This is a genomic window from Brevibacillus sp. NSP2.1, from assembly GCF_000470975.2.
In the GTDB taxonomy this organism is placed as follows: Bacteria; Bacillota; Bacilli; order Brevibacillales; family Brevibacillaceae; genus Brevibacillus; species Brevibacillus agri.
Genome location: NZ_CP048274.1, coordinates 1018970 through 1032048, shown reverse-complemented (window position 1 = coordinate 1032048; position 13079 = coordinate 1018970). Strand labels below are relative to the sequence as shown.

General features: G+C 51.7%; 13 protein-coding genes and 2 pseudogenes. 6 read left to right on the top strand and 9 right to left on the bottom strand.

Going from position 1 to position 13079, the window contains the following annotated elements; translation table 11 throughout:
* Window positions 1–107 precede the first annotated feature (107 nt).
* A complete protein-coding gene (locus M655_RS05010) occupies window positions 108–983 on the bottom strand; it encodes an HNH endonuclease (protein ID WP_286085967.1) in 876 nt (291 codons plus the stop codon).
* Window positions 984–1265: 282 nt separating this feature from the next.
* Here M655_RS05010 and M655_RS28270 point away from each other — a divergent pair.
* Window positions 1266–1880 (top strand): annotated as a pseudogene (locus tag M655_RS28270) (transposase); the annotation flags it as partial.
* Here the strand turns inward: M655_RS28270 and M655_RS05005 are convergent.
* Window positions 1830–2363 carry an MFS transporter gene (locus M655_RS05005; RefSeq protein ID WP_286085966.1) on the bottom strand — a complete coding sequence of 178 codons (534 nt, stop codon included), beginning with the start codon at window positions 2361–2363 and terminating at the stop codon, window positions 1830–1832. The pseudogene M655_RS28270 and the gene M655_RS05005 sit on opposite strands and share 51 nt — an antisense overlap.
* 197 nt (window positions 2364–2560) lie before the next feature.
* Window positions 2561–3752: pseudogene (locus tag M655_RS28265) on the bottom strand (ISL3 family transposase).
* A gap of 125 nt (window positions 3753–3877) precedes the next feature.
* Between M655_RS28265 and M655_RS04995 the strand changes: the two are divergent.
* The gene (locus M655_RS04995; protein WP_081414676.1) at window positions 3878–4207 is read left to right on the top strand and encodes a hypothetical protein; all 330 of its coding nucleotides are present in this window, start codon (window positions 3878–3880) and stop codon (window positions 4205–4207) included.
* 45 nt (window positions 4208–4252) lie between these two features.
* On the opposite strand, the gene M655_RS04990 is transcribed toward M655_RS04995, so the two are convergent.
* Window positions 4253–5701, bottom strand: coding sequence for an aminotransferase-like domain-containing protein (locus M655_RS04990; RefSeq protein ID WP_026556992.1), 1449 nt, complete (start codon window positions 5699–5701; stop codon window positions 4253–4255).
* A gap of 144 nt (window positions 5702–5845) precedes the next feature.
* On the opposite strand from M655_RS04990, the gene M655_RS04985 reads away from it, so the two are divergent.
* From M655_RS04985 to M655_RS04970, 4 genes are all read left to right on the top strand, one after another.
* On the top strand, window positions 5846–6460 hold the full coding sequence (locus M655_RS04985; RefSeq protein ID WP_026556993.1) for a LysE/ArgO family amino acid transporter: 615 nt from the start codon (window positions 5846–5848) through the stop codon (window positions 6458–6460).
* 76 nt (window positions 6461–6536) lie between these two features.
* A complete protein-coding gene (locus tag M655_RS04980; RefSeq protein WP_005833675.1) occupies window positions 6537–7154 on the top strand; it encodes a DUF47 domain-containing protein in 618 nt (205 codons plus the stop codon).
* A 19-nt stretch (window positions 7155–7173) separates the two neighbouring features.
* Window positions 7174–8181, top strand: coding sequence for an inorganic phosphate transporter (locus tag M655_RS04975; protein ID WP_005833676.1), 1008 nt, complete (start codon window positions 7174–7176; stop codon window positions 8179–8181).
* A 67-nt stretch (window positions 8182–8248) separates the two neighbouring features.
* Entirely contained in the window at window positions 8249–8776 is a 528-nt protein-coding gene (locus tag M655_RS04970) for a GNAT family N-acetyltransferase (RefSeq protein ID WP_081414677.1), read from the top strand.
* Between the two features lie 179 nt (window positions 8777–8955).
* Here M655_RS04970 and M655_RS04965 read toward each other — a convergent pair whose 3' ends face one another.
* From M655_RS04965 to M655_RS04945, 5 genes are all read right to left on the bottom strand, one after another.
* On the bottom strand, window positions 8956–9507 hold the full coding sequence (locus tag M655_RS04965) for a DUF4825 domain-containing protein (RefSeq protein ID WP_005833679.1): 552 nt from the start codon (window positions 9505–9507) through the stop codon (window positions 8956–8958).
* A gap of 1 nt (window position 9508) precedes the next feature.
* On the bottom strand, window positions 9509–10186 hold the full coding sequence (locus M655_RS04960; protein ID WP_025846277.1) for a permease prefix domain 1-containing protein: 678 nt from the start codon (window positions 10184–10186) through the stop codon (window positions 9509–9511).
* A complete protein-coding gene (locus tag M655_RS04955) occupies window positions 10186–10533 on the bottom strand; it encodes a PadR family transcriptional regulator (RefSeq protein WP_005833681.1) in 348 nt (115 codons plus the stop codon). Before M655_RS04955 ends, M655_RS04960 begins: the two co-directional genes overlap by 1 nt.
* A 210-nt stretch (window positions 10534–10743) precedes the next feature.
* Window positions 10744–11682 carry an ATP-grasp domain-containing protein gene (locus tag M655_RS04950; RefSeq protein WP_026556994.1) on the bottom strand — a complete coding sequence of 313 codons (939 nt, stop codon included), beginning with the start codon at window positions 11680–11682 and terminating at the stop codon, window positions 10744–10746.
* A gap of 60 nt (window positions 11683–11742) precedes the next feature.
* Window positions 11743–12798: an LLM class flavin-dependent oxidoreductase gene (locus tag M655_RS04945; RefSeq protein ID WP_005835715.1), complete on the bottom strand. Its 1056-nt coding sequence runs from the start codon at window positions 12796–12798 to the stop codon at window positions 11743–11745.
* Window positions 12799–13079: the final 281 nt, after the last annotated feature.

The following is a 13079-nucleotide window of genomic DNA, read 5'->3' as shown; positions in this document are numbered from 1 at the left end:
TTGCTTGGTTGCTGCCGTTTTTGGTTGTGTAGCTGAAAATGTCATTCAGAATACTTCGACAAATTACGAACGCATTTTTTATGCAACGCTAGTGATTCAAAGTAATTTTAATAATTATTCCACCAATTTGTTACTTCATGGTGGTACATAATGTAATCATTTGAATAACCTTTCTTCAGAAGGGGAATAAGGTTATCGACATCATTCGAACCATAGTATTCTAATGGAATCATATGATGAATTTCTACTTCAGTCCAATCAAAATACTGTGGACGCCCATAATTCAATTCATAGTAATTAATAAAATTACTTCTATAGTTACTTTCTCTTTGCCTTTTTTTCTTTACAAGATTTGCATCCGGCTTGATAAGCTCAATGTTCGATTGAGGGTCCACGTAATCTGGATACACATCACCTAAAGTGTTTGTTAAGATCTTTTCTGGCCCATTTAGTTCAGCAATAGAGCGAGTTGTTCCTTTGCTTGATGTAAAAGTACCTGTTAGATAACCAGACCACCACGCAGTATCTGAATTGGCATAAACTTGGTGTGACCTTCCAACCCGTGGATTTGACATGCTTGAGGACTTCGATTTAGAAGTTTTATAAGAACCATTTTCGTAGTTAGATCTTGTGATGGAATGTGTAAACGAAACCGATGCTACATCACCAACAACCGCACTAACCTCGATATTAGAGTAAACTTCTCCATTACCAAAATCACTCGTCATATAATGATCAAACGCAATAGCATTGATAATAAAAGGCTGCACACCTTTCACAGATTCTTTTGCAACGTAGTCGATTTTTGAATCATCGTCTTTCTTGGCACCGTAAACTTTTTTTCTTTCCCCTACAACATTTGATAAGCTTCTAATTTCTTCTTTGCCTAAAATCGTTACGTTTTTACTTTCAAGAATACGTGGTTCGTCAAGAGCTTCAGCAAGTTCTTCAAGACTAATTCCCTCTGCAATGGAAATTGGCAAATTTTCAAAATAAACAGATTCTTCATGTGATTTTGCTGATATAAGAGATGAAGAACTTCCGAGCAGAAGTGCAATTGATAGAGATTAATGAAACAAGAGATTTAGTTAGCTTCAAGACAATTCAACCTCCATATTTTTAAAATACTTTATATTCATACCATATAATACCAAAAATGTAAAAGTTGATTCATCACCATAACCCGTGCTAGACATTGAAAAAACGTAGATGTTCCTCTATCGTGAAAGTTGTCCTGACCATCACAAGATAGGAGGAAATCTACGTTGTCTAACCAGTTTACCACAGACTTAATCGGCCTTCCATCGTTTCAACTTTCCCATTGGGACAAAACGACTGAAACCGATTGGGTAGTGACTCTCACTCCCAATCCAGCCTCTCATCTGTGTCCTCTCTGCCTGAAAGAGAGCACCAATCATGCTCGCCCAGGGCACCGTCTTCTTCGTCACCGCTTTATTCCTTCATGGGGTACTGTCTGGGTACGTGTTCCTGTATATCGACAACGTTGCCACGATTGCCAGATCACCTGAACTCTCGAATGGGATGGAATTCCCTACCGAGGAACGGCTCCTTTTGCGTTTCGTCAAATGGCCGTTGAGTTGTGTCAGAAGAGGGATTTGCTTAGCGTTTCCAAACAACTCGGAATCTGCTATACGACATTGGAACCGTGGTATTACCAACTGGCTCCTCAGCTTCTCGCTAAGCCCCAAGATCATCTTACGCCTACTATGGTCTGTCTGGACGAGTTTGCTCTCCAAAAAGGACACAAGTACGGTGTCAACCTCATGGATGCACAAAGCGGGCATATCTGGCAGGTTACAGAAGGGCGTTCACGTGAGCAGGTTCGTCAGGCTCTCATGAACTGGCCCTTTGCTACGCCTTCCCCTTGCCGCTGGATTAAGCAAAAATACACTTACGAGCATAGAGTTTAATCCAGCGGCAAGGGGATATTCTTCTTTTGATAGTACGCCTTGAATGATTGCACTTTGGGCGGGAGGAAAAAATTTCCCTACAGCACTTCGGAGAAAAATGGCTAAAAAAATGAAGGCAAGCGAATCGTACCAAATGCAAATCATTAGACATACAGTGAGAAATGCGCGAATCAGATCGCAATGGACCGCTATTTTCTGACGGTCAAAGCGATCCGCAAAAACGCCGATAAACAGAAAAACGACCAATGCGGGTGCGGCATGCATCATGTCTTTCATGGTAGTGTAGTACGGTTGTTGGCTAAATTTATCAAGCAAATAAAATGTGATCGCCATAATCCCGATGACATTTCCCAGTTGCGAAGTAAATTCTGCGAGAAAAAGTTTCAAATAGTTTGCGTTTCTGAAAAGGTGGAAGACGTTATTTGGACCCATCCATATCGAATCCCTTCAGCATTGTCCGTTTGTATCCCGACACCTATTGATTTTATTTTCGTTATTTTCGAAAAAACGTTTTCAATCGTGTGGTATAGTTATCGGATTCTATTAAGAAAATATTTACAATTATGTTTATTGTTAGCTCTTCACCATTAAACGTGCTTGATCTTCCTCTAGCGTAGTTTTTCACTTTTTTATATGGCTGGTTTACACTCCAGCCGAATTCGAATCTTGAACCGCTCGATGTTGCGATACCCATAGGCTCGTCGCTTGATGACTTTCACTTTGTTGTGTGTCCCTTCAATCTTGGCATTCGTTACCCGAAAGGAAAAATAATGCTGAATGGGCTCTTGCCACTGTGCAATCGTTTTGGCAATGGAACGAACCGCAGGAGTCGGAGAATAGAGATGGTCGTCAATCCATTTCTGAAGTGCTTCCTCGCCTGTCTCTTGGGTTTTGAACGGCATACACGGTTCTTATGTCTTGAAGCGCAAAGTAGAGTCGTTTGAGGTGTGGATCTTCTGCTAACCAATTCTTCAGTTCCTGAAGCTCTTCGGGCTTCAGCTTGTCAGGGATCGTATGGAGCAGGCGTTGCTCATGTCTGCCCCGACGATGTGTTCCACGAGCATGAGTGCGTTTTCGGGTAGCTTCCAACGCTTTCTAGAAAAGCTGGATCACGTGAAATTTATCTGCTACCACAAGGGTATGCTTCCAGACTTGGCATACTGTTTCAGCCATTCCTGGAGCCAAATCCGTGACAACTACATGGGGAGCCTTACGAAAAGGCCATTGCTGCAGCGCGTTTCGTACTTGTTCACGTGAACGTCCTTCTGTGACTTGCCAGATATGACCGGTTTGAGCATCCATGAGGTTCACGCCGTACTTATGTCCTTTTTGCAACGCAAACTCATCCAGACAGACCACTTCAGGAGCTTCATGTTCTTTTGGTTGAGCAAGGCGTTGGGGGGCCAGTTGGTAGTACCAGCGTTCGAGTGTCGAGTAGGCCAGACTTAATTGCTTGGCAACCGAGAGCAAATCCCGACTGCGGCACATATCCACCGCCATCTCTTGAAAAGCAGAGGTGACGGATCCTCGAGGCGGGATACCGTTCCATTCCACTGTCCATGTAAGCATACAACTAGCACAGCGCTGGCGATACACGGGAACGGATACCCAGACGGTCCCCCAAGAAGGAACGAAACGATGACGAAGAATACGCCGTCCAGGACGTGCATGGTTGGTACTGGCTCCGAGGCAGATCGGACAAAGATGACAGGCAGAATGCGGTTCCAGAACAGCGATCCAATCCGTTTCCTTTGTTTTTTCCCAATGTGTGAGATGGAATGATGGAAGTCTGATAAAGTCTGTGCTAAAATCAAGGCACAACGCAGATTTCCTCCTTTTCAGTGGTTGTCTCGACAACTCCCACGATAAAGGAACATCTGCGTTTTTTCAATGTCTAGCACGGGTTATGGTGATGAATCTAATTTATTGGAGAAGGAGGGATTCAAGTGAAAAACCGTTTTTGGTTTTGGCTCTCTTTGCTTTGCGGCCTGCTCGCTTCTGCAGGCTCCCTTGTTCTGTGGTACGTTTTGCTTTCTGAAAAGTCCCCCAGTTCTGTGTTGACGTTTCTTTGCCTCGGGCTCCCGGCGTTGCTCGGCTTGCTTGCTTCCTTTGTAAAGCCGCCCGTTATTTTGCTTTCTTTTATCGTCTCCTTTCCGCTCAGCCTGTACTTGTCCATGAATGCAGACAAATTTTCCTTCTTTCTCATTGCCTCCTTGCTGTATTTGCTGTCCGCCGTGTTGAAAGGGAGGACGGCAAAAGCACGCTGGAATCCTTGAGCGACTTTCGGCTTTGCGCTTTCAGCAAGCAGCCTCCACCTGTTTTCAGCCATTGGCCCGCAAAAGCTGGGCGACAGTGAACAGCGCCCGCTCCAGCTCGTCGTCAGCCGCGTACGCATAAGACAAGCGCAGATGTTGGCTGTCCGTCTGGTCGTACACGAAACCGGGATTGAGCAGGACGCCATCTGCCAGCGCCTGCGTAAACAGCTTGCGCATCGACACGGGCTGGCGCAGACACAGCCAGATGTAAAAGCCGCCCTGCGGCATCTGCCAGTCGGCCAAGTCGGAAAACCAACGTTCGAGAAGCTCGCCCATCCGCCCTCTTCTCTCCTTGAGCGCCGTGCGGATTCGTTCGAGGTGACGTTGATAGCGCCCGCTCGTCAGCCATTCTGTCGCCGCCCATTGCGAGAGGGCGCTGGACCCGTAGTCAATCTGCATTTTCACATCGGCCAGCCGTTCAATCACAGGCTGCGGCCCTACGATCCAGCCGATTCGCAGGCCCGGGCTAAGCGTTTTCGACAAGCTGCCAAGGTAGAGCACCAACCCGCTCTGATCGCTCGCCTTGAGCGGCGCTGGCCCCGGCTCGTCCAGCCACAGCTCGCCGTACACATCGTCCTCCAGGACAGGCAGCCGCTCCTGTTCGCATACGGCCATGAGCTGCCGCCTGCGCTGTTCGCTCATCAAAATCCCGGTCGGATTGTGAAAAGCCGGGATCGTATAGAGCAGCGCTCCGTTATGAAGCTGCTTCTGCCGGACGACAGAGGCAGGCGCTATCCCTTCCCCATCCATCGCTACGCCAGCCAGCCTCATCCCTGACGACTGGAATAACGGCAGCGAAAACAAGTACGAGGGCTGCTCCAGCAAAATCGTCGAGCCACGGTGCAAAATCCCGAGCGAGATCAACTGCAAAGCCTGCAACGCACCGGATACAACCAAAATGGACGCCGGGGAAGCTTCGACCCCTCGCGTGCGCAGGTGAGCGCTGATCGCCTCGCGCAGCGGCAAAAGCCCCTTCGGCTCGGAGTAGCCGAGCTGAATCATTTTTCCCCGCAGGTCGCCAAGCACTTCCTCCATCTCCGTCGTCGGGATCAGCGCGGGCGAAAGCTCTCCTGTACCCAGGCGGATGAAGCGCGGGTTTGGCTCATAACGGTTAATGTCCTGGATCGTCGGCGAATTGGGCAGGTGCGTGCCCGCCCGCACATAGCCCAGCCAATCCGGCGGCGGTGTGGTCGTCAACAGCGACCATGTGTTGTTGCAGATGACCGAACCGCTCCCGACCGTCGATTCGATCAGCCCTTCCGCTTTCAGCTCCTCCAATGCAGTCACAACCGTGCTGCGGTTCACCTCGAAGGCAGCAGCCAATGCGCGCTGTGTAGGCAGCTTGCTGTTGACCGGCCACTCCCCTCCGGCAATTTTTCCTTTGATGTACGCGACAATTTGCGCGTAAACAGGCATGTCACCGGATTTGTCCGGCTTCCAGTCAATCGTCAGCATCCGTTCCCCTCTCCTTTGCTCTATTGTACAAATTGGTTGGTCCAGGAGTAAACCAATTGGCTGGAGACATTCTGCCCTTCCTCATGAATAATGTCCATAGCGCCATTATTTTGTTTGCTTCTATCGTAAAAGGAGGAAGGAATTGTGCTGGAAGCCATTTTGCACGGGTTTGTGCTCGCCTTCGGGCTGATTTTGCCGCTGGGTGCGCAAAACGTGTTTGTATTCAACCAAGGGGCCGCACAGCCTACGCTGTGGAGAGCTGCTCCCGTCGTCCTGACGGCAGCCGCCTGTGATGCGCTCCTGATTTTGCTCGCCGTCCTCGGCGTTTCGCTGGTCGTCTTGACTGTTGCCTGGCTGAAAACCGTCTTGTACGTCATCGGGGTTTGTTTTTTGCTGTACATGGGCTACCTGACCTGGCGCAGCCGACCAAGCCTGGATAACGGGGAAAAAGCAAGCTTTTCCGCCAAAAAGCAGATGATGTTCGCCGCTTCCGTCTCTTTGCTCAATCCGCACGCGATCCTCGACACAATCGGGGTCATCGGGACCAGCTCGCTCAGCTATGTCGGTGCAGAAAAATGGGGCTTCACCATCGCCTGCATCCTCGTCTCCTGCCTCTGGTTTTTCGGCTTGTCCGTGGCAGGCAGAATCATGGGCAAGCTGGATCGGTCAGGGTCCTTGCTGCGCAGCCTCAACATCGTCTCTGCGCTCATCATGTGGGGAGTCGCCGCCTACATGGCAAGCCAGCTATATTTTGCCTAGCTCTGCGAAAAGTGCATAAATGCTCACGCCTCCACTTAAAATATCCCTAGTCGGATTCCTATGTGGAGGTCTTTTTATGCTTTTTACCAAATCGGACGCCCTGCTGGATGAGTTATACGCCATCGCCAAAAACGTGTACGACTCGGCCATTTATTTCAATAAGTATAAAATCAAGTCGCTGGATACGCTAAAACGCTTTTCCGAGGAAATGAAAGAGTATGAGTCAAAAGGCGACAAACTGATTCACGAGATCATCGTCCGGATCAACAAAACGTTTATTTCCGCGATTGAACGCGAGGACGTGCTGAATCTGGCCGTCAAGCTGGATGATGTGCTGGACGGCCTGGAGGGGTGTGCCGCTCGCCTGTACATGTACGACATCATGGAGCCGGATGAGACGATGGTCAAATTCGGCCAACTGATTGAGGATGCGACCCAGCAAATTTTGTTCGCGATTGAACTGTTGCAAAAACAAAAGCTGCCCGGCATGAAGGAGTACATCATTCGCATCAACGATCTGGAAAGCGCCGGCGATGAGCTGGTGCGGGAAAGCATCCGGCGGCTTTTCAAGTCGACGAGCGATCCGATTCACATCATGCAGTTCAAGGAAATTTACGATGTGCTTGAGGATGTCATGGATCATTGCGAGGACGTCGCCGATGCGATGGAGACGGTGATTATGAGCAATACATAAACGAAGGAGGCTCCCTTCCATGCACACTAGCCTGCCTCTTGTGATCGCTGTCATTGTTCTGGCCGTTTCCTTTGACTTCATCAACGGCTTTCACGATACAGCCAATGCCATCGCCACCACAGTCTCGACCAAAGCTTTGCCGCCGAAAACCGCCATCGCCCTGGCCGCGATCATGAACTTCGTCGGCGCGCTTGCTTTTACAGGAGTCGCCAAAACAATCGGGGGAAAGATTGCCGATCCCGCCAAGCTGGAATACGGCGTGCTGATCGTGCTGGCTGCCTTGGTCGCGGCGATTTTCTGGAATCTGGTCACCTGGTGGTACGGCATTCCGAGCAGTTCGTCCCATGCGCTCATCGGTTCCGTCGTAGGTGCCGTTTTCGCTTCGGCTGGCGTTTCGCAAATCAACTGGAACGGCTTTTTGGAAATTTTCGAGGCGCTGATTTTGTCGCCGATCATCGCGCTTGTGGCTGCTTTTCTGCTCATGAAGCTGGTCTACGCCCTGTTCCGCAGCATCCAGATACCGCCCGCCAAAGTAAACCGGGGCTTTCGCTACTTCCAGATTCTCACCGCCGCCCTGCAATCTTTTACCCACGGCACCAACGACGCGCAAAAAGCAATGGGGATCATCGTCTTCGCCCTGGTGGCTGCCGATTTGCATGCGGATACCGCGTCGATTCCGTTTTGGGTCCAGCTTATTTGCGCGATTTCCATGGGGCTGGGAACGTCTGTCGGCGGCTGGAAGATCATCAAGACGGTCGGCGGCAAAATTACGAAAATCGAGCCGATCAACGGCGCTACCGCTGATTTAAGCTCCTCCACGATCATTTTTACATTTACGCAGTTGGGGCTTCCGGTCAGCTCGACACACGTGATTTCCTCGGGGATTATGGGGGTCGGCGCAGCGAAACGGCTGAAGGGCGTCAATTGGGGCGTCGCCAAACGGATCATCATCACCTGGTTTATTACGCTGCCGATCTCCGCACTGATTTCAGCGGCGCTCTACTACATGTTGAGTTTGTTTTTTTGAGCGAAGGCGATTGTAACCCTCTCTGGTATATAATGGACGAAAACCTGAATACAGCGGAGGATTGTTCATGACCATTCGCACAGAAGAACCGCAAGACTACCATACGACCGAGCAGGTGGTGCAAGCAGCGTTTGCTGGCCAGCCTTTCTGCGATCAAACGGAGCATTTGCTCGTCAAGCGCCTGCGGGAATCAGCCGAGTTCGTGCCTGCGCTCTCGCTCGTTTTCGAAGAGAACGGCCGCATCGTCGGCCATCTGCTGCTGAGCAAAATCAAGATCGAGCACGATGGCGGCTCCTTTGACGAGGCGCTTGCTCTCGCCCCCGTCTCCGTACTCCCCTCTCATCAGGGAAAAGGCATCGGGGCGGCACTCATCAACCATTCGATCAATGCCGCCCGAGCGCTCGGCTACAAAGCGCTTGTCGTGCTCGGACATGAGCGCTACTATCCCAAATTCGGCTTCCGCCCCGCCTCTCATTGGGGCATCCGCGCTCCGTTCGAGATTCCCGACGAGCTGTTTATGGCGCTGGAGCTTGCGCCCGGCAGCCTGGACGGGGTTCATGGCACGGTGCGTTATTCGCCTGCTTTTTCTGGCTGAAAAAAGCGTACAAAAAAGCCTTTTCCCTTCATCGCAACTGCTTTGCGCAGAGCGTAGACGGGAAAAGGCTTTTCTACTTCACGGCCATGTCCCCTCGTCGCCGACCGTGTTTCATCTCCCGCTGGTATTGGGCGAAGAGGCGGTCGACCAGAGAAGATGCGCCTTTTGGCTTTGGCCTCCTACTGCTTTTCCTCCAGCGCCTTCACGCCTTCTTGCAAAAACCGGGCATCCTGCCATTTCTGCTGCACGTTTGCGCGCCATTTTTCCGTCGTCAAAAGCGCTGCCAGATCGTCCCCGAACAGTTGCTGAATCCGGGAGCGGGAGACAGTCAGCGTCCGGTCCAAAAACCGGTAGTCAATCGTCTGCAAATTGTCGATCAAGGCGAAGGCGGCGACCGAATTGTAGAGCAGCATCTGCCGGATCGCTTTTTCATCCTCGCGCAGCTCGTCGGCTTCGTAATGAACTTCTATGGCAAATTCGTCGGAGCGCAACTGATACGACCGTTTCAAGTCTTTCAACGGCAGATGGTTGAACAGATTCAGGTTGGAAACATCGCCCATGTACTTGTTTTTGTACGGCAAAATCGTTTGCAGATCGTGCGTCAGCGGGCTTTGCTGGTCAGCGAGGTACTGCTCGGCAGCAAGCTCCTTTTTCGGGAGAATCCAGCCTTGAATGACAGCAAACAGGCCAATCCCGAGCAAGGCGAGCAACAAAATCAGCTTATTTTTCACGTCACTCCTCCTCTCTCGCTTCGCATTTCATGATCGCTTCTGGCAGCGCGTGCAGCAAAAGCGGCACGATGATCGACACGGCGGGCAGCACGTACTCTACCGCTACCGTGGCAAACTGGTAAGGCCCTGACAGGCTGACCGCTCTGGCGAACCATATATGGCTGGCAAAGTGAATCGCTGTCGTGTACGCGAAAGAAACCGCCATATACAGCGCCCACAGCGACCACCCGATTTTGCGCAACCGAAACGCCGTGCGCAAATTCAGCTCGCTCTTTTTTGCGGCAGCGGACAGGCGCTTGCTCCGGAGCAAGACGGCGTAGACGATTCCTTCGAGCAAACATAGTACCAACAAGCCGTGGTTTACCGAAATGCCCATCCCCCAAATGCGCAGCGGCATCGTCGCAATCCAGGCTACCAAAGTGTAGAGCAGGGCCCGCTGCAGCAGCTCTTGCCAAAAAGCAAGGACATAGACCGACCGGCTTTCCCCGACGAGCGAATCGACCGAGGGAAGCTGGTCTGTCGCCTTTTTCACCGCCTGCTCCAGCGGCATCCCGTCTGCGACCAGATCCGCCACTCGCGCCTCCAGATTGCTCAGCACTTCCCACTTCAGCTCTTCGATTTGCCTGCTGCTTTTGTACTTGGCGAACAGCTTTTCCACATGGATTTGCAGACTATGCATTACGCTTCCTCCCGCCTTTCGATAAGCTGATCGATTAATTGCCTGGCAACCTTCCAGGACGCGAGCGCACTGGCATACGCCGCTCTTCCTGCCTCGGTCACCTGATAATATTTGCGCCTTCCGCCCTGGCTCTCATCGCCCCAGTACGACACGATCAGCTTTTGCGCCTCCAACCTTTTCAGGCTCGTGTACAAGGAAGGCTCTTTCAGCTCGTATTGTTCACCGCTGTTTTTGAAAATCGTTTTGATGATCTCGTAGCCGTAGCTGTCTTTTTCGCACAGCACCCGCAAAATGATCGCATCAATATGCCCGCGAATAATGTCGCTGCTGATGCTTTTGTCGCCCATCCGGTTCACCTCGCATGTACAGCATAACACATATTACTACGCATGACAAAGTAATGTGTATGAAGAAGTATGGCGCGCATGCTTGAGCGCCCGCCGCCGCCCAGGCGCACTGGACCGATAACGCCGGAAGCTGTGCTGCTGTGCCCGTGCGCAAAACAAAAAAGCCCTCTTTTGCAAGAGAGCTTTTGCCGTCTGTCTGCCTGTATGCTGCTATTCGATCGCCGCCAGCTCGCGTCCGAGGAATTTGGCTACTTCCAGCATGCCGTAAATTCCCGAAGCCGCTTCGGCGTCCGAGTTGTAGTTCGTATTCGTGTTGATGTCATAGGTGAAAATTTCCCCGTCGCGGTTGCGGATGAACTCGATGCCTGCGACCTGGATTTTGTTCGCCGCCAAAAAGCGCTCGTACTGCTGAATAATCGGATCAGCAAAGCCTTCGATCACCTGGAACTTCGGCTTCGCAGGCACTTCCTCGCCCACCGGGCAGAACAGGTCGCCGATCTGGCACGCATCTGCCGGGCACAGTTCGAAGCCTTCCGACGTATCGACCTTCACCGCATAAATGAAGCGGCCGCCCACGAACTCACAGCGGGTAATGTACGGCTCCGGCGCCTGGATGTACTCCTGGATCAGCGTAATGCCGTCTACCGGCTCGTCAAAATCCGGGCCGTTCACATAAGCCGCCAACGCTTCCTGCGAATGGAACAACTGTACGCCCAAGCCTTTTCCTGCTCGGTTATGCTTGGTGATGAACGGCTGGCTTGCAAACGACTGTGCCGCATTTATCAGTTGCTTGCGCCCGACGGTGGCGATCGTCTTCGGCGTGCGAATTCCGAACTCGCCAAGCGCGAGGTATTGCGCCACCTTGCTCACTTCCAGCCGAAGCGCGCTCGTGCCGTTGAACACCTTGCGCCCGTGGCTTTCCAGCCAGTTCAGAACCGCTGCCGTCAGCTCCGGCGCATAGCGATGATCGCGGGTGTGGGAGGAAGCGCTCATGCGGCTGTAAAAAACGCCATTCGGCGGCTCTGCCGTCAAATCGACAGCGCCCTCGTCCAGATGCCATTCCTCATACGGCAGTCCCAGCTCTTGCAAACGTTTGGTCAAATGCACGGTCCACTCGCTGTTTTCATGGATGACGTAAATCTTTTTCATCGAAAAATCTCCTCTTTTCTGTCAGACTGCCCGCTCATCGCTGTGACCGGAACGGATGGCTTACGAAAGGCTGTGGCTCGCTTCGCGCAAGCTCTCTACCAGCGGCATGACTTCTTTGGCAAACCGCTCCATTTCCTCCAGTTGCGGCGAAAATTGCAGCAGCAGAAGATCAATGCCCGCTTGTTCGTAGGCGAGAATCGTCTTGGCGATATGCTCCGGCGTGCCGACCAGATTCGGGCGCAAGCCGCGGTTGGAGACGGAATAGTCCCGCAATTGAATCTGTGTTTCCAACTGGGATTTATTGATAAAGTCCTGATAGCCTGCATAGCCGCTCGATTCTTTCACGTCGGTGATGCGCGCCAGCTCCTCCTGCGCCTCTTCGTCCGTCGCGCGGCAAATGACGTAGGCCGCCATGCCAAACGCTGCAAACGGCGCTTGTCCCGTCGCCTGGCGACGCTGTTTCATGTCGTTGATTTTTCGCTCGATTTCCTCTACGGTGCCGCCGTGCATGACATAAGCATCGCACGCTGCGGAAATCACCTGCTTGCCACGCTCGCTTTCCCCGCCCGCGTACAATACCGGATTCGGCTTTTGCACTGGTTTTGGCGCAAGTTTGGCTTCGCGAATTTGATAAAATTTTCCGTCATAGCTGAACGTTTCCTGCGTCCACAACCCTTTTAAAACGTCCAAAAATTCCAGCGTTCTCTCGTAGCGCTCGTCGTGCTCGGTAAAAATGCCGCCGTATTGCCGGGCTTCTTCCTCCCACCAGGCCGAGACGACGTTCAAGGTAAAGCGTCCGTTGCTGATGTGGTCGATGTTTGCCGCCATTTTTGCCGTAACGGCCGGGTTGTGAAAACCAGGGCGCACAGCGGTCATGATCTCGATTTTTTCCGTCACGGCTGCCAGTGCCGCTGCTGTCGACCACGCTTCGAGCGAGTCTTGTTCCGGACCTTTGATGTCGTTCAAGTACAGCTCGGCGATGAGCGTCGTATCGAATCCCCACTTCTCCGCTGACTGGATGACTTGTTTTGCGTAATCAAAGGTAGGCGGCATTTGTTCATCTTCCACATTGCGAAGCCAACCGCCAAAGATCGGGAGCCAAAAGCCGTATTTCATCGTTCTCTACTCCTTTGCACGTGCGGGAATCGTGTTGCGCACTATAAAAGCAAAGTAATCCTACTACAAAAGTACGGATATTTCAATACGGAGAATTGGCAAAGTGAGCGCGTATTTGCCGCTTGGAAAATTTCTCCCCCGCCACGCCTTTTGTTGCACGCATGCCAACATGAAAAAACTCCCGCCAGGAGAAAATCTTCCAGCAAGAGTTCGGGAATGCCCATCGTCTGTCGATGAGGAAAAATGTGTTTACTGTTCACAGAGTGGGGACAGGATAATAG